The following is a 15,189-nucleotide window of genomic DNA, read 5'->3' as shown; positions in this document are numbered from 1 at the left end:
GCGATTGTCCCAAAGGCTCCTTCAGCCTTGGGCAAACAGGCTTTCAGCGCGCTGGTAGAGCACCCAGCTTGTGGCGATGTACTTGTCCCCGCCCTTGGGCCGGTTGCCACGATGGGTGTGCGTGAAGCCGCCCGGCGCGATCAGCAGGCTGCCGGTGCGCGGCACGATCTTGCGGCCCTGGTAGAGGAATTCCGTCTCGCCCTCGGCGAAGTCGTCGTTCAGGTAGATCGTCCACAGCACCGCGCGGTGCAGCGCCTCGCCCTGGTCAAGCCTGGGGTATTGCTCGCAGTGCCAGTAGGGGTAGCCGCCCTGGTCGGCCTGGTAGCGCTGCAGATTGATGGCGCCGGGGCGGAAGACCTTGGCGATCAGGCCCATCAGCAGCTCGTCGCTCAGCGCAGCGGCGCCGTCGGCATCCAGCATGGCTTGGCTGCCATCGGGCCGTTGCATCTGCAGCTTCAACGGTGCCAGCGCCAGATGGGCATAGCGGCGCAGATAGTGCTTGAAGCCCTGGATGACGGCGTCGTTGAGCTGGGCGCAGGCATCGGCCCACTCGGGGTGGCGGCTGATGGCGATGTCCCAGCTGTCCTTCATGCTGACATCGACGCCGCTGCCGGTCTCGCCCCGCTGGACGCGGGTGCTGGCCTTGAAGCGCTCGACGAGCGCGCGGCAGGCGTCGGGACTGAGCGCCTGGTCGTAGAGCTCGATGAAGTCGGGGGTCGTCATGGCGCGGGATTCTCAGCCCTTCAGCAGCGGCGCTTGCAGCGACACATGGTTGAACACTGTCTGCAGCGGCAGCCGCCGCCCGGCCGCATGGTCGCGCACGCACTGCAGCACCAGCGGGCTGCGGTGCCGGTCCTCGCAGGCGGCCAGCTCGGCCTCGCTCATCCACAGCGTGCGGCGTATGCCCTCGTCCAGCGCGCGCCCGGCGATCTCCTCGCCGACCGAGCCGCTGAAGGCCAGCCGCACATAGGTGACATCCTCTAATCGCGCCGGCCGCACGAATCGGGCCATGTAGACGCCCAGAAATGACTCGGGCACGAAGGCGCGCATCGTTTCCTCCAGCGCCTCGCGCACGACGGCCTCGATGGCGCTTTCGCCCAGCTCCAGATGGCCTGCCGGGTTGTTCAGCATCAAACCCTCGGGCGTCTCTTCCTCAACCAGCAGATAGCGCCCGGCGCGGGCAATCACCGCGGCGACAGTGACGCTGGGACGAAACCGGTCTGTGGCAGTCATGAAACCTCCAATCGAAATCCCGCACTGGGGTGGCGCAAGCATTGTGTAAGCTGCCGCGACCCCGTTCCCCGGAGGAGAACCCATGCAGATCGGCGTACCGCGCGAACGCGCGGCCGGAGAGACCCGTGTGGCTGTGACGCCAGAGACGGCCAAGAAGTTGAAGGCCGCCGGCCACACACTGCGCATCGAATCAGGCGCTGGCGTCGCGGCCAGCGTCACAGATGCAGCCTACGAAGCCGTGGGCTGCGAGATCGTCGACCAGGCCGCGGCCCTTGGCAGCGAACTGGTGCTGAAGGTGCGCGCTCCCGGCGCCGACGAACTGCCGCTGATGAAACCCGGCACGGCCCTGGTTGGCATGCTCAACCCATTCGACCGCGACGGCCTCACGGCCATGGCCGGTGCGGGCCTGACCAGCTTTGCGCTGGAAGCCGCACCGCGCACGACGCGCGCTCAGAGCATGGACGTGCTCTCGTCCCAGGCCAACATCGCCGGCTACAAGGCCGTCATGATCGCGGCGGACCGCTACCAGCGCTTCTTCCCGATGCTGATGACGGCGGCCGGCACCGTGAAGGCGGCGCGCGTCGTCATCCTCGGCGTCGGTGTCGCGGGCCTGCAGGCGATTGCGACGGCCAAGCGGCTGGGCGCCGTCATCGAGGCCAGCGATGTGCGGCCTTCGGTGAAGGAGCAGGTCGAGTCGCTGGGCGGCAAATTCATCGACGTGCCCTACGAGACGGCCGAAGAGAAGGAAGCGGCCGAGGGTGTGGGCGGCTACGCACGGCCCATGCCGCAGAGCTGGCTGGACCGGCAGAAGGCCGAGGTCGCCAAGCGCGTGGCAGCGGCCGACATCGTCGTCACGACGGCGCTGATCCCCGGCCGCGCGGCGCCGGTGCTGGTCACCGAGGACATGGTCAAGGCCATGAAGCCCGGCTCGGTCATCGTTGACATCGCCGCACCCGCGGGCGGCAACTGCCCGCTGACGGAAGCTGGCAAGACGGTCACCAAGTACGGCGTCGTCATCGTCGGCGAGACCAATCTGCCGGCCCTTGTGGCGGCCGACGCGTCGGCGCTGTACGCGCGCAACGTGCTGGACTTCCTGAAGCTCGTCATCACCAAGGAAGGCACCTTCAACGTGCCTTTGGATGACGACATCGTCGCGGCCTGCCGCGTCACGCAAGACGGCCAAGTCACGAGGGCATGACCATGGAAATCGTTGACCACACCATCATCAACCTGATCATCTTCGTGCTGGCCATCTACGTGGGCTACCACGTCGTCTGGACGGTGACGCCCGCGCTGCACACGCCGCTGATGGCCGTCACCAACGCGATCTCGGCCATCGTCATCGTCGGCGCCATGATGGCCGCGGCGCTGACCGAGACGCCGTTTGCCAAGGGCATGGGCGTGCTGGCCGTGGCGCTGGCCGCGGTCAACATCTTTGGCGGCTTCCTCGTCACGCGCAGGATGCTGGAGATGTTCAAGAAGAAGGAAAAGAAGACCAACGTGGAGGCCAAGCAATGAGCCTCAATCTCGTCACGTTGCTCTACCTGATCGCCAGCGTCTGCTTCATCCAGGCGCTCAAGGGCCTGTCGCACCCGACGACGTCCATCCGCGGCAATCTCTTCGGCATGGTCGGCATGGCCATCGCCGTGCTCACGACGGCGGCCCTCATCGTCAAGCTGGCCGGCTCGGGTCTGGGCCTGGCGTGGGTGCTGCTGGGCCTGGTCGTCGGTGGCGGCTACGGCGCCTGGCGGGCCAAGACGGTCGAAATGACCAAGATGCCCGAGCTGGTCGCCTTCTTTCACAGCATGATCGGCCTGGCGGCCGTGGCCATCGCGGTGGCGGCGGTCGCAGAGCCTGCGGCCTTCGGCATCACGCCGGCCATGGATGCGGCCCTGGCCGCCATCCCGCCGGAGGATGGCGTGGCCCCGCGCACGCTGGCGCCCATCCCGGGCGGCAATCGCATCGAACTGGCCCTGGGCGCCTTCATCGGCGCCATCACCTTCACGGGCTCCGTCATCGCCTGGGGCAAGCTGTCGGGCGGCAGCAAGTTCCGCCTCTTCCAGGGCGCGCCGGTCACGTTCAAAGGCCAGCATGCGCTGAACGCGGTGCTGGGCCTGGCGTCGGCCTTCTTCGTGTTCGGCTTCTGGCATTCGCAGTCGCCCATCGACTTCGGTCTGATCGTGGCGCTGGGCTTCCTGCTGGGCGTGCTGCTGATCATCCCGATCGGCGGGGCGGACATGCCGGTCGTCGTGTCCATGCTGAACAGCTACTCCGGCTGGGCGGCGGCGGGCATCGGCTTCAGCCTGAACAACGCGATGCTGATCATTGCCGGTTCGCTGGTGGGCAGTTCGGGCGCGATCCTGAGCTACATCATGTGCAAGGCGATGAACCGCTCATTCTTCAACGTGATCCTGGGCGGCTTCGGCGGCGAGGCCGGCACGGCCGCGGTGGGTGATGGCAAGGCACGCCCGGTCAAGAGCGGCAGCGCCGACGACGCGGCCTTCGTGCTCGGCAATGCCGAGAGCGTCGTCATCGTGCCGGGCTACGGCCTGGCCGTGGCGCGCGCCCAGCATGCCGTGAAGGAGTTGGCCGCCAAGCTCACCGAGAAAGGCATCACCGTCAAGTACGCCATCCACCCGGTGGCGGGCCGCATGCCCGGCCACATGAACGTGCTGTTGGCCGAGGCCGAGGTGCCCTACGACCAGGTCTTCGAAATGGAAGACATCAACGGCGAGTTCGGCCAGGTCGACGTGGCCATCATCCTGGGCGCCAACGACGTCGTGAACCCGGCCGCCCATGTGAAGGGCAGCGCCATCTACGGCATGCCCATCCTCGAGGCCTACAAGGCCAAGACCATCATCGTCAACAAGCGCTCGATGGCGGCGGGCTATGCGGGCCTGGACAACGAGCTCTTCTACATGGACAAGACCATGATGGTCTTCGGCGACGCGAAGAAGGTGGTCGAGGACATGCTGAAGGCCGTCGAATAGCCCGAGCAGAAGGCGCCCCAGAGAGCGCTATCGAATCCCCTGAGCCGTCCGCTGTCAGCTATCGGTCAGAATCGCCGCAACAAAAGAAGGAGACAAGGCATGGAGCCGATCTGGCTGAAGCAATACCCGGCCGCCGTGCCGCGCGACGTCAATGTGTCGCTCTATCCCAGCCTGGTCGACCTGCTGGACACCTCGTTCAAGAAGAATGCCGCCCAGCCCGCCTATCTGATGATGGGCAAGAGCCTGAGCTTCGCGCAGGTGGACGAGGCCTCGCGCGCGCTGGCCGCCTATCTGCAGAGCCTGGGCCTGGAGAAGGGCGACCGCGTCGCGCTGATGATGCCCAACCTGTTCCAGTACCCGGTGGCCGTGGCTGCCGTGCTGCGGGCGGGTTATGTGGTCGTCAACGTCAACCCGCTGTACACGCCGCGCGAGCTGGAGCACCAGCTCAAGGACTCGGGCGCCAAGGCCATCGTCATCATCGAGAACTTCGCCTCGGTGCTGCAGCAGGTCATCAAGAACGTGCCGACCAAGCACGTCATCCTGGCGGCCATGGGCGACATGCTGGGCTTTGCCAAGGGCATGATCGTCAACTACGTCGTGCGCAAGGTGAAGAAGATGGTGCCGGCCTTCGACCTGCCCGGTGCCGTGCGCTTCAACGACGCCGTCGCCAAGGGCCGCAGCCTGACCTACAAGGCGCCCAAGCTGGGCGCGGACGACATCGCCGTGCTGCAGTACACCGGCGGCACCACCGGCGTGTCCAAGGGCGCCGTGCTGCTGCACCGCAACCTGGTCGCCAACATCCTGCAAAGCGAAGCCTGGTACCAGCCGGCGCTGAAGAAGGTCCCCAAGGGCGAGCAGGTCGTCACCATCTGCGCGTTGCCGATCTATCACATCTTCGGTTTCAACACGAACATGATGCTGTCCATGCACATGGGCGGCGCCAACGTGTTGATCCCGAATCCGCGTGACTTGCCGGCCGTGTTCAAGGAGCTGTCCCAACACCGCTTCCACAGCTTCCCGGCCGTCAACACCCTCTTCATGGCCATGGCCAACCACCCCGAGTTCAGCACGGTGGACTGGAGCCGTCTCGTCATCTCGGTGGGCGGCGGCATGGCCGTGCAGCAGGCCACCGCCAAGCTGTGGCTGGAGAAGACCGGCTGCCCCATCGTCGAGGGCTATGGCCTGTCCGAAACCTCGCCGTCGGCCACCTGCAACCCGACCGACAGCACCGCCTACAGCGGCACCATCGGCCTGCCAATGCCGCTGACCGAGCTGCAACTGCTGGACGACGACGGCAACGAGGTGCCGATGGGCCAGCCCGGCGAGATCGCCATCCGCGGCCCGCAGGTCATGGCCGGCTACTGGCAGCGCCCGGATGAAACCGCCAAGGTCATGACGGCCGACGGCTATTTCCGCACCGGCGACATCGGCACCGTCGATGAACGGGGTTATTTCAAGATCGTGGACCGCAAGAAGGACATGATCCTGGTCAGCGGCTTCAATGTGTATCCGAACGAGGTGGAGGACGTCATCACGCAGATGCCCGGCGTGCTTGAATGCGCCGCTGTCGGCGTGCCAGACGCCAAGGCCGGCGAGGCGGTGAAGGTCGTCATCGTGAAGAAAGACCCGAATGTCACCGAAGCTGACGTTCGTGCGTATTGCGAAGCCAACCTGACCGGCTACAAACGCCCGAAGATTGTTGAGTTCCGCACCGAACTGCCCAAGACGCCCGTGGGCAAGATCCTGCGCAGGGAATTGCGGGACAAGAGCTGATGCTTTCCCATGGCTTGCGAGCGGTGACGCCGATCGTGGGCGAGGCCCGATAACGTGCTCGACCTGTTGTATTCCAAAACCGATGCCGGCCGCGCCGAGATCCGTGCGCGGACCCTGCCGCTGTCTCGCACCGCGCGCAACCTGCTGCTCGTACTGGACGCGAGCAAAGCGGCCAGTGATTGGCTGCGCCTCGTCGCTGGCGCGAGCGAGGCCGACCTCGAGATGCTGAGCCAGCATGGCTTGATTGCACCCCAAGGTGCAGGCGGCCAGCCACGCGCTGCCGCCCCGTCACCAGCGGCGCCGGTGGCGGCCAGCCCCGCACCCGCTGCATCTGCGGCCGCCCCTGCGCCCTCGATGCCGGCCGGCGGCTCGCCGCTGCTCGACCGCGCGGCCCTGTACACCTATCTGAGCGGTGAGGCGACCAAGCTGCTCGGCCCCTTCAAGGGCTATGCCTTCGCGCTCGAGGTCGAGCGTGCCGACAGCCTGTCTGCGCTGCAAGCCCTCGCCCTGCAGCTCGTCGAGCGCGTGCAGAAGGCCAAGGGCGAGGCCGCCGCGGCGGCCGTGCGCGACGCCCTCGGCCTGCGCTGATACTGGCGGGCTCGTCACGCCCCGCCATCCGCCTTGCCCCGCTTCTTCGTCGATACCCCGCTTGCCGTGACCGACGGCGACATCGCCCTGCCTCCCGGTGCCGCCCGCCATGTGCAGGTGCTGCGTCTGCAGCCCGGCGACGCGCTGACCCTCTTCGACGGCAGCGGCCCTGAATGGCAGGCCGAAGTGACCGCCATGGGCCGCAGCGAGGTACGGGTTCGCCTCCTCACGGCCGAGCGGCCGCAGCGCGAGCTGGCCCGTGCGGTGACGCTGGCCGTCGTCATGCCGGCCAATGACCGCATGGACTTCCTGGTCGAGAAAGCCACCGAGCTCGGCGCCGCGGCCATCCAGCCGTTGATGAGCGAGCGTTCGGTGCTGCGCCTGAATGGCGAGCGGGCCGACAAGAAACGCGCCCACTGGCAGGGCGTGGCCGTTGCGGCCGCCGAGCAGAGCGGGCGCACGGTGCCGACTCGCATCGAGCCCGTGCAGACGCTGGCCACCTGGCTCGCGGCTCTGCCGGATCGCGACGACGAATGGCGAGGCTTGCTGAGCCCGCGCGCAGCCGAGCCGGTCGCGGCCTTCCCGCAGAAGCGGGCCCTTTTCCTCAGCGGCCCCGAGGGCGGCTTGAGCGACACCGAAGAGGACGCCGCTCGCGCCCGTGGCTTTGCGGCCGTCACGCTGGGCCCGCGCGTGTTGCGCGCGGACACCGCCCCGCTGGCGGTGCTGTCCTGGCTCGCCTTGACGTGAACAGGAAACTGGCGCTGCTGGTCCTCGCCCAGGGCCTCTTCCTCACCAACAACATCTGCTTCATGGCCATCAACGGCCTCGTGGGGCTGGCGCTGGCGCCGCGGCCATGGATGGCGACGCTGCCGATCTGCGCCTATGTGACCGGCGGCGCGTTGATGGCGCGCATGGTGGGGCGCCACCAGCTGCGCTTCGGGCGCCGACGCGGTTTCCAGATCGGCCTGCTCGTCGCCCTCGCCAGCTGCGCGATGTCGCTGTGGAGCGTGCTGCACCAGAGCTTCTGGGGCGTCGTCATTGCGACGCTGATCGCTGGCTACTACACGGCCAACGCGGCGCTCTACCGCTTTGCGGCGACCGAACTCGTCGCACCGGCCAAGCGCGAGGCCGCGATCTCCTGGGTGTTGGGCGGTGGCTGCCTGGGCGCCATCCTCGGGCCCTGGCTGGCCACTGCGAGCAAGGATCTGCTGGTGGCGCCCTTTGCCGGCGCCTACCTGCTGTTGATGGGCGTTGCGCTGGCGGGGCTGGTGCTGATCTCGCTGATCGAATTCCCCGCGCTCGTCCAGCCCGCGCCCGGTGCCGGCGGCCGCAGCAGCGCCGAGTTGCTGCGCCAGCCGGTCTTCATGGTGGCGCTGGCCGCGAGTGCGCTCGGTTACGGCGTCATGAACCTGCTGATGGCCGCCACGCCCATCGCCATGGGCCAGTGCGGCCTGCCCTTCGCTGACGCCGGCATGGTGCTGCAATGGCATGTGCTGGGCATGTTCGTGCCGAGCTTCTTCACCGGCCCCCTGATCAAGCGCGTGGGGGTGCTGCCCGTCATGTCGGTGGGCGTGCTGCTCAACCTGGGCTGCGTTGCCTTCGCGCTGTCGGGCCAGGACCGCGACCACTTCCTCGGCGCATTGCTGCTGCTCGGCATCGGCTGGAACTTCCTCTACATCGGCGGCACGACACTGTTCACCCAGGCCTACCGCCCCGAGGAGAAGACGCGCGCGCAGGGGCTGCTGGACACCGGCGTCTACGCGACGATGACGCTGACCTCGTTCTCCTCTGGCGCCCTCGTCACGACGGGCGGCTGGCAGTGGATGAACTGGGCCAGCCTGGTGCCGATCGCGTTATGCGCCGCGGCGCTTGCCGGCCTTGCCACGCGGCGATGACTGGGTATTCCGGGCCGAGCGCTGGGCCGCTCCCGAGCCGGCCCGACTGGCGATGTGCTTGCGGCTCAATGCCGCGAGCATCGCCGTCCCCTCGGGGGACCGACCAGGTTTGCGCGCGCTCAGCGCCGCAAGACTGGGCGAGGGGGCAATGTCAACGGCGGTCGTGCTGAAGGTATTCGGCCGCCATCTGCTGGCCGACGAGATCGGGCTTGAGGCGCACCAGCGCTGCCAAGGCGAGGTCGCGCTGGGTCACGAACAGCGGCGCGCCAATGCGCAGGCCGTTGATGACGCCGCCGTCGCCCAGCGTAGGCAGCAGCGGGTAGACGCGCAAGCGCAGCACCAGCGTGTCGTTCTGATCCACAAAGAGGGCGGTTTCGATCAGCGTGTTGCAGTGAAGGTTGTCGGCCTGTTCGAGCAGCGCGACACCGGCGGCCGCGGGATCGGCCTGCACGGCGGACGCCGTCATCGGGATGACGCGCCGGCCCTCGACGTCCAGGGTATTGGTGACGGCGGCGTTGAAGCGCTGGTTCAGATCATCCCAGTCCGGCCCGTCCTTCAACGGCGGGTTGCGCCCCTGGCCGAACACCAGGGTGCAGGGCTCGGCCTGGGCGGCGGCCGCAGCCAGCGCCAGCGCCACGGCAGCGATCAGCTCACGCGGGCGCATCGCCTTCGGTGACCTTGCGTGCCGAGCCCTTGACCAAGTCGAAGCGGAACAGCCGGCATTCGATGGGGCCGTTCCACATCGGCACGCGGCGAGACTCCTTGAGCCGCATCTTGCTCGGCAGCTTCATGTCGGGGCTCAGCATCCAGGCCGTCCAGCCGGCGGGGTTTTCGGTGTACTGGCGCTTCCAGTGCGCAGCCAGGCGCGGGAAGAAATCGTCGCCGGCATCGCGCTCCTCGCTGCCACCGGCGTCACGCGTCATCGCCGCCTTGCCGCGCACCTCGATGCGCTCGCCGTAGGGCGGGTTCATCATGATGCTGCCGGCCATGCCTTCGGGCAACTGGGGCGCGGGCCGCTCCAGCGCGTCGCCGCCGTTGAACTGGATGTACTGGGCCACGCCGGCGCGCTCGGCATTGCGGCGCGCGAAGTCGACCATGCGGAAGGCCACGTCGCTGGCGTAGATGGGCACGGCGGGGGCATGGACACGGGCACGGGCGGCCTGGGCCATCTCGCCCCAGGCGGCCTTCAGCGCGGGCGTGGAGAACGGGATCTGGCGTTCGAAAGCAAAGCGGCGCAGCAGGCCGGGGGCTGAATCACAGGCGATCAGCGCGGCCTCGATGGGGATGGTGCCGGAGCCGCAGCAGGGGTCGTGCAGGGCGCTCTCACCGCGCCAGCCGGCAGCGGCCAGCATCGCGGCGGCCAGGGTCTCCTTCAGCGGTGCATCGCCCTTGTCGACACGCCAGCCGCGCTTGAACAGCGGCTCGCCCGAGGTGTCGACATAGATCGCCGCGCGTTCGGGGCCGACGTGCAGCAGCACCGGCAGGTCGGGCGAGTGCGTGTCCACGCTGGGTCGCTCGCCGGTGTGCTCGCGCAGCTGGTCGCAGATGGCGTCCTTGATGCGCAGCGTCGTGAAATTCAGGCTCTTCAGCGGCGAGCGCTGCGCGATGGTGTCGACGCGGATGGTCTCGCGCGGTGTGATCCAGTCGCGCCAGTCGACGCGCCGGGCCAGCGCATAGAGGTCTTCCTCGTGGCGGTAAGGCCCCTCGATCAGCTCGATCAGCACGCGCTGCGCGAGCCGGCTTTCGAGGTTGATGCGCATCGCGTCTTCCAGGCCACCGACCAGGCCGCAGCCGCCGCGCAGGGGCTCCACCTTGCTGCGCACGCCGGGTGGCAGGAAGCGTTTCAGCTCTTCTTCGAGCAAGGGTTCGACGCCGCCGGCGCAGGACACGAACAGGGAAAGTTTGTTGGGCAGGCTCACGGGGTGCATTGTCGCCGCCCTCTAAACTGACAACGTTGCCATCATCCGTGTGCACCCCCGCCATGAAGCGAATCGTCCTGACTCTCGCCTTCCTGTTCACCGCGTTTCAGGCAAGCGCCCAGGCGCCTGCCTATCCGCTGCACACCGTCGGCAACACGCAACTGCGCGCCCTGCCCAAGAACGCGGATGGCCGCACCTACCAGCTGCACATCCACCTGCCTGGGTCGTTTGCGAAGGACCCGAAGCGCCGTTATCCGGTGCTCTACGTGACCGACGGCTACTGGGACTTCGCCACCGTCGTCGCCTCGTACAACAACCTGAACTACGACAAGGTCGTGCCGGAGTTCATCACGGTGGGCCTGGGCTATGCCGGCGACAACCTCGACTACGGCGAGCTGCGCGGCTGGGAGCTGTCGCCCGTGCGCATGAACCCGCTGTCTTCCAGCACCGGCAATGCCGACAAGTTCATCGCGGCGCTGGAAAAGGACATCTTCCCGCTGATGGAGCGCGACTACCGCGCCGACCCGGCCCAGCGCTACCTGGCGGGCAGCTCGCTCGGCGGCCTGTTCACGCTGCACGCGATGTATGCCAAGCCCGATCTCTTCAAGGGCTATATCGCCGCCAGCCCGGCCGTCGTCATGGGCAACGACTGGATCATCGGCCAGGCCAAGGCCTATGCCGCCACCGGCAAGCCCATCAAGGCGCGGCTCTACGTGACCGGCGCGGAATACGAGTGGCCCGGCTTCCTGGCCGGCATCAAGCGCTACCAGGCGCTGCTGCCGGAACTGAAGCACCCGGGCCTGGTGTTCCAGAACCGCATCATCGACGGCGAGCGTCATGCCGGCACCAAGGCCGAGAGCTACACGCGCGGCATGCGCTTTGTATTCGAGCCGCTGGCGCCGGAGACCGGGCCGTCCAAAGACTAGGACGAGCCGGGCACCGCCCGGCTCCCTGAGGCTTACTGGCGGATGAAGTCCAGCAGGTCCTGGTTGAGGCGGTCCTTGTGCGTGTCGGTGATGCCGTGCGGGCCGTCGGCGTACTCGATCAGACGGGCGCCCTTGACCAGCTTGGCCGTGGCGCGGCCGGTGGTCTCGATGGGCACGATCTGGTCGTCGGCACCGTGGATGACAAGCGTCGGGATGTCGAACTTCTTCAGGTCGGCGCGGAAGTCGGAATGGAAGAAGGCCTCGATGCTGTCGTAGGTGGCCTTGGCTCCGGCCTGCATGCCCTGCACGTAGAAGCTGTCGACCAGGCCGGCCGAAGGCTTGGCACCGGGGCGGTTGAAGCCGAAGAAGGGGCCGCCGGCGATGTCCTTGTAGAGCTGGGCGCGGTTGTCGAGCGAGGCCTTGCGCAGGCTGTCGAATACAGCGGTGGGCACGCCTTCGGGGTGGGTCGGGCTCTGGCCCATGATGGGCGTGACGGCGCTCACCAGCACGGCCTTGGCGACGCGCGCCGTGCCATGGCGGCCGATGTAGCGGGCCACTTCGCCGCCGCCGGTGGAGAAGCCCACCAGCGTGGCGCGCTTGACGTCCAGCGCGCGCAGCACGGCGTCGAGGTCGTCGGCGTACTGGTCCATGTTGTTGCCCGCCCAGGGCTGGCCCGAGCGACCGTGGCCGCGCCGGTCATGGGCGATGACGCGGTAGCCCTTCTCGGCCAGGAACTGCATCTGCGACTCCCAGCTGTCCGCGTTCAGCGGCCAGCCATGGCTGAAGACGACGACCGGGCCGGTCTTCGGGCCCCAGTCCTTGACGTAGAGGGGCGTGCCGTCGTTGGCGGCCACGTAGGGGCTGGCGATGGCCGCCTTGGTCGGGGCGGCCGTGGCCTGGGTCTGGGCAGCAAAACCGCCGATGGCGAGGGTGGCGGCGAGGGCGATGCGGGTGAAGGCGTTCATGGGGGGCTTTCGAAAGTGATGGGGTTGGGGCGTGGCGATCAGGCGGGGCGGTGGGCTTCGCCGCGGCGCGCGGCGTACTCGGCCACCAGGGCGGCATAGCGGTCGCCCTGGCGCAGGGTGGCGTAGCGTTGGCGTGCGGCCAGCAGGGCGGGCGTGTCCTGGCCGGTCTCAGCCGCGGCGCGCTCGGCAGCGGCGAGGCCCGACTCCTGGTAGACCTTCAGGTCGGCCAGCACCTCGGCCCGCGAGACGGTGGACGCCACGCTGACGCTGGTGCCCGACTCGGGGTCCGTCACATAGGACTGGGCGTTGGCCGAAGCGCCGACGAGGGCGACGCTGGCGAACAGCAGCTGGAAAACGGCGCGGTTGAAGCTGGGTTGGCGGGTCATGGCGGGCTCCTGGAAGTCGGTGTCTTGGGGTGGGGTTGTTTGTCTTGCGACAGAACGAACTTTGCCGATGAAGCTCGTACTTGAAATACCATTTGGTACGTCTTAGTTTGCAATTCGTACTGACCATGGCCGACCGACTTGCCGCCCTCTTCACGCACTTCGCCGTGCGGGCCGAGACCTTTCAGACCGGCCCGCTGTGCGGCGTCAACAGCCTGGAGCCCCAGGCCGGGCGCGGTCAGTTGCACCTGATCCGCGAGGGCGGCGTGACGGTCCACCACCGCACGCCAGAGCCGCTGCGCATCGACGAACCCAGCCTGTTGCTCTACCCGCGCCCGCTGGCGCATCGCTTCGTGACGGACCCGAGCTGCGGCGCCCAGTTCGTCTGTGCCCACATGGCCTTCGAGGGCGGCGCCAGCCACCCCATCGCCGCGGCGCTGCCGCCCTGGGTCTGCCTGCCGCTGGCGGCGGTGCCGAGCTGCGCGCCGGTGCTGGGCCAGCTGTTCGCCGAGGCCGAAGCCACTCACTGCGGCCGCCAGCTGATGCTGAACCGGCTGTTCGAGGTGCTGATGATCTGGGTGCTGCGCGAGCTGATGTCGCAGGGCCAGGTGGAGTCAGGCATGCTGGCCGGCCTGTCACACCCACGGCTGCGCGGGGCACTGGTGGCCCTGCATGACTCACCCCAGCTCGAGTGGCCGCTGGAGGAGCTGGCGGCGCAGGCCGGCATGTCGCGCACCGTATTCGCCAACACCTTCCGCGACGTGGTCGGCTGCACGCCGGGCGTCTACCTGCAGCGCTGGCGCATCGGCCTGGCGCAGAAGGGGCTGCGCGAAGGGCGGGCTCTCAAGCACATCGCAGCGGACGTGGGCTACGGCGGCGAGGCGGCGCTGTCACGCGCCTTCCGCGCGCACACGGGGCAGTCGCCGAGGGAGTGGCGAAAGGGGGCGTTGCCGCAGGGCTGAAGGCGAAGCGGCGCCTAAAGCGCCTTGCGCAAATTCGCCGGCGCAATCTTCATCGCCTCGCGGTACTTGGCCACCGTGCGCCGCGCGCACTGGATGCCCTGCTCTTCCAGCATCGCCGCCAGCGCGCTGTCGGACAGCGGCTTCTTGATGTCCTCCGCCGCGACGAACTGCTTGATCAGTGCGCGCACCGCGGTGCTGGACGCCTCGCCGCCAGCCTCGGTGCTGAGCCCTGAGCCGAAGAAATACTTCAGCTCGAAAGTGCCCCAGCTGGTGGCCATGTACTTGGCCGTCGTCACGCGCGAGATGGTGGACTCGTGCAGGCCGAGCTCGTCGGCAATCTCGCGCAGCACCAGCGGCTTCATGGCCAGCGCACCATGCGTGAAGAAGCCGCGCTGGCGCTCGACGATGGCCTGGCTGACGCGCAGGATGGTGTCGAAGCGCTGCTGGATGTTCTTGATGAACCAGCGCGCCTCTTGCAGCTGCCCGCCCAGCGGCGAGTTGCTGATGCCGCCGCGCGTGGCGCGCAATGCGTTGGCATAGAGGTCGTTGATGCGCAGCTTGGGCGCCACCTCGGGGTTGAGCATGACGCGGAATTCGCGGCCGCTCTTGCGCACGATGACGTCCGGCACGATGGCCGCCGCGGCGCCCTGGGTGAAGCGCCGGCCCGGCTTGGGCTCGAGCTGGGTGATCAGCCCCTGGGCTTCGCGCAGCATGGTTTCGTCGGCACCAGTCTCGGCCATCAGGCGGCGCATGTCGCGCCGGGCCAGCAATTCCAGATGACCCTTGCAGATCAGGATGGCGATGACCTGGGCAGGGCACTTCGGGCAGGCGCGCAGCTGCAGCACCAGGCATTCGGACAGGTCGCGCGCGGCAATGCCCGCGGGCTCCAGGCTCTGCAGCAGGCGCAGCGCGATGCGCAGGCGGTCCAGCAGGTCCTCGCGGGCCTCTTCGTCTTCGATGAGGGCCGCGGCGATCTCCTCGAGCGGGTCTTCGAGGTAGCCGTCCTCGTTCAGCGATTCGATCAGCACCTGCAGGGCAGCGCGGTCTTCCGGCGACAGGTGGTGGCCGGCGAGCTGCTCGGCCAGGTGCTCGGCCAGCGTCAGTTCGGCGTACTCCTGGCTCTCGCGTTCGCCGTCGTCGTCGCCGCTGCCACTGCCACTGCTGGAGGGCAGCTCGCGGATGCCGTCGAAGTCGTCCTTCTCGGTGCCGTTCTCCCAGTCCTCGCGCTCGGTGCCGCCGAAGTCCTCGCCGCTCAGCTCGGGCGCCTCGGCGGTCTCTGCTTCGGCGCCGGTGTCACTGCTGGTTTCCGCAGCCGACGTTTCGGCCGGCGCATTGCTGGCCAGCTCGGGCGTGCTGACGGTGAATTCCTCTTCGGTCTCCAGCAGCGGGTTGCTGGCCAGCATCTGCTCGACTTCCTGATGCAGCTCCAGCGTGGACAGCTGCAACAGCCGGATGGATTGCTGCAGCTGGGGCGTCAGCGCGAGATGCTGACTGAGCCTGACCTGGAGGGTCTGCTTCATGGAGAAACGCTCGCGTGTGAGTTGTGCGGGCCGAG

The 15,189-nt window shown here is 68.0% G+C and carries 16 protein-coding genes; 9 read left to right on the top strand and 7 right to left on the bottom strand.

What is annotated here, in order from left to right:
* Positions 1-21: 21 nt before the first annotated feature.
* Positions 22-723, bottom strand: a complete 702-nt coding sequence (locus ACXJLH_RS11480; protein ID WP_457389825.1) for a 2OG-Fe(II) oxygenase — start codon at positions 721-723, stop codon at positions 22-24.
* Positions 724-735: 12 nt separating this feature from the next.
* Positions 736-1,233 carry an NUDIX domain-containing protein gene (locus ACXJLH_RS11475; RefSeq protein ID WP_457444153.1) on the bottom strand — a complete coding sequence of 166 codons (498 nt, stop codon included), beginning with the start codon at positions 1,231-1,233 and terminating at the stop codon, positions 736-738.
* An 82-nt stretch (positions 1,234-1,315) separates the two neighbouring features.
* Between ACXJLH_RS11475 and ACXJLH_RS11470 the strand changes: the two genes are divergently transcribed.
* The 7 genes from ACXJLH_RS11470 to ACXJLH_RS11440 all read left to right on the top strand — a co-directional run bounded on the left by ACXJLH_RS11470 (position 1,316) and on the right by ACXJLH_RS11440 (position 8,479).
* Positions 1,316-2,431 carry a Re/Si-specific NAD(P)(+) transhydrogenase subunit alpha gene (locus ACXJLH_RS11470; protein WP_457389823.1) on the top strand — a complete coding sequence of 372 codons (1,116 nt, stop codon included), beginning with the start codon at positions 1,316-1,318 and terminating at the stop codon, positions 2,429-2,431.
* Positions 2,432-2,433: 2 nt separating this feature from the next.
* Complete coding sequence (locus ACXJLH_RS11465; protein WP_056200508.1) at positions 2,434-2,751, top strand: NAD(P) transhydrogenase subunit alpha; 318 nt, start codon at positions 2,434-2,436, stop codon at positions 2,749-2,751.
* Complete coding sequence (locus tag ACXJLH_RS11460; RefSeq protein ID WP_457444151.1) at positions 2,748-4,223, top strand: NAD(P)(+) transhydrogenase (Re/Si-specific) subunit beta; 1,476 nt, start codon at positions 2,748-2,750, stop codon at positions 4,221-4,223. Before ACXJLH_RS11465 ends, ACXJLH_RS11460 begins: the two co-directional genes overlap by 4 nt.
* Before the next feature lie 99 nt (positions 4,224-4,322).
* Positions 4,323-5,996, top strand: a complete 1,674-nt coding sequence (locus ACXJLH_RS11455; protein ID WP_457321342.1) for a long-chain-fatty-acid--CoA ligase — start codon at positions 4,323-4,325, stop codon at positions 5,994-5,996.
* Positions 5,997-6,050: 54 nt separating this feature from the next.
* Entirely contained in the window at positions 6,051-6,584 is a 534-nt protein-coding gene (locus ACXJLH_RS11450) for a hypothetical protein (RefSeq protein ID WP_457444149.1), read from the top strand.
* Between the two features lie 33 nt (positions 6,585-6,617).
* Complete coding sequence (locus ACXJLH_RS11445; RefSeq protein ID WP_457444147.1) at positions 6,618-7,331, top strand: 16S rRNA (uracil(1498)-N(3))-methyltransferase; 714 nt, start codon at positions 6,618-6,620, stop codon at positions 7,329-7,331.
* Entirely contained in the window at positions 7,328-8,479 is a 1,152-nt protein-coding gene (locus ACXJLH_RS11440; RefSeq protein WP_457352323.1) for an MFS transporter, read from the top strand. The genes ACXJLH_RS11445 and ACXJLH_RS11440 overlap by 4 nt, the downstream gene beginning before the upstream one ends.
* A gap of 151 nt (positions 8,480-8,630) precedes the next feature.
* Here the strand turns inward: ACXJLH_RS11440 and ACXJLH_RS11435 are convergent, their stop codons facing one another.
* A complete protein-coding gene (locus tag ACXJLH_RS11435) occupies positions 8,631-9,143 on the bottom strand; it encodes a hypothetical protein (RefSeq protein WP_056200492.1) in 513 nt (170 codons plus the stop codon).
* Positions 9,130-10,407 carry a THUMP domain-containing class I SAM-dependent RNA methyltransferase gene (locus ACXJLH_RS11430; RefSeq protein WP_457444145.1) on the bottom strand — a complete coding sequence of 426 codons (1,278 nt, stop codon included), beginning with the start codon at positions 10,405-10,407 and terminating at the stop codon, positions 9,130-9,132. The genes ACXJLH_RS11435 and ACXJLH_RS11430 overlap by 14 nt, the downstream gene beginning before the upstream one ends.
* Before the next feature lie 53 nt (positions 10,408-10,460).
* Here ACXJLH_RS11430 and ACXJLH_RS11425 point away from each other — a divergent pair, with 53 nt between their 5' ends.
* Entirely contained in the window at positions 10,461-11,324 is an 864-nt protein-coding gene (locus ACXJLH_RS11425) for an alpha/beta hydrolase (protein ID WP_457444143.1), read from the top strand.
* A 32-nt stretch (positions 11,325-11,356) separates the two neighbouring features.
* Here ACXJLH_RS11425 and ACXJLH_RS11420 read toward each other — a convergent pair whose 3' ends face one another.
* Entirely contained in the window at positions 11,357-12,289 is a 933-nt protein-coding gene (locus ACXJLH_RS11420; RefSeq protein WP_457444141.1) for an alpha/beta fold hydrolase, read from the bottom strand.
* A gap of 38 nt (positions 12,290-12,327) precedes the next feature.
* Positions 12,328-12,675, bottom strand: a complete 348-nt coding sequence (locus ACXJLH_RS11415) for a hypothetical protein (RefSeq protein ID WP_457322285.1) — start codon at positions 12,673-12,675, stop codon at positions 12,328-12,330.
* 125 nt (positions 12,676-12,800) lie between these two features.
* Between ACXJLH_RS11415 and ACXJLH_RS11410 the strand changes: the two genes are divergently transcribed.
* The gene (locus ACXJLH_RS11410; RefSeq protein ID WP_457444139.1) at positions 12,801-13,634 is read left to right on the top strand and encodes a cupin domain-containing protein; all 834 of its coding nucleotides are present in this window, start codon (positions 12,801-12,803) and stop codon (positions 13,632-13,634) included.
* Positions 13,635-13,648: 14 nt separating this feature from the next.
* Here the strand turns inward: ACXJLH_RS11410 and ACXJLH_RS11405 are convergent, their stop codons facing one another.
* Positions 13,649-15,154 carry an RNA polymerase factor sigma-54 gene (locus tag ACXJLH_RS11405; RefSeq protein WP_457356335.1) on the bottom strand — a complete coding sequence of 502 codons (1,506 nt, stop codon included), beginning with the start codon at positions 15,152-15,154 and terminating at the stop codon, positions 13,649-13,651.
* Positions 15,155-15,189: the final 35 nt, after the last annotated feature.

This window comes from Roseateles sp. P5_E4, from assembly GCF_054049255.1.
Note: the sequence above shows the minus strand (reverse complement) of the source record. Positions and strands in the feature narration are given on the sequence as shown.

Bases quoted from the DNA above. Each gene is read 5' to 3' on its own strand.
- ACXJLH_RS11480 (WP_457389825.1), bottom strand. From the start codon at position 723: ATGACGACCCCCGACTTCATCGAGCTCTACGACCAGGCGCTCAGTCCC.
- ACXJLH_RS11475 (WP_457444153.1), bottom strand. From the start codon at position 1,233: ATGACTGCCACAGACCGGTTTCGTCCCAGCGTCACTGTCGCCGCGGTG.
- ACXJLH_RS11470 (WP_457389823.1), top strand. From the start codon at position 1,316: ATGCAGATCGGCGTACCGCGCGAACGCGCGGCCGGAGAGACCCGTGTG.
- ACXJLH_RS11465 (WP_056200508.1), top strand. From the start codon at position 2,434: ATGGAAATCGTTGACCACACCATCATCAACCTGATCATCTTCGTGCTG.
- ACXJLH_RS11460 (WP_457444151.1), top strand. From the start codon at position 2,748: ATGAGCCTCAATCTCGTCACGTTGCTCTACCTGATCGCCAGCGTCTGC.
- ACXJLH_RS11455 (WP_457321342.1), top strand. From the start codon at position 4,323: ATGGAGCCGATCTGGCTGAAGCAATACCCGGCCGCCGTGCCGCGCGAC.
- ACXJLH_RS11435 (WP_056200492.1), bottom strand. From the start codon at position 9,143: ATGCGCCCGCGTGAGCTGATCGCTGCCGTGGCGCTGGCGCTGGCTGCG.
- ACXJLH_RS11430 (WP_457444145.1), bottom strand. From the start codon at position 10,407: ATGCACCCCGTGAGCCTGCCCAACAAACTTTCCCTGTTCGTGTCCTGC.
- ACXJLH_RS11425 (WP_457444143.1), top strand. From the start codon at position 10,461: ATGAAGCGAATCGTCCTGACTCTCGCCTTCCTGTTCACCGCGTTTCAG.
- ACXJLH_RS11420 (WP_457444141.1), bottom strand. From the start codon at position 12,289: ATGAACGCCTTCACCCGCATCGCCCTCGCCGCCACCCTCGCCATCGGC.
- ACXJLH_RS11415 (WP_457322285.1), bottom strand. From the start codon at position 12,675: ATGACCCGCCAACCCAGCTTCAACCGCGCCGTTTTCCAGCTGCTGTTC.
- ACXJLH_RS11410 (WP_457444139.1), top strand. From the start codon at position 12,801: ATGGCCGACCGACTTGCCGCCCTCTTCACGCACTTCGCCGTGCGGGCC.
- ACXJLH_RS11405 (WP_457356335.1), bottom strand. From the start codon at position 15,154: ATGAAGCAGACCCTCCAGGTCAGGCTCAGTCAGCATCTCGCGCTGACG.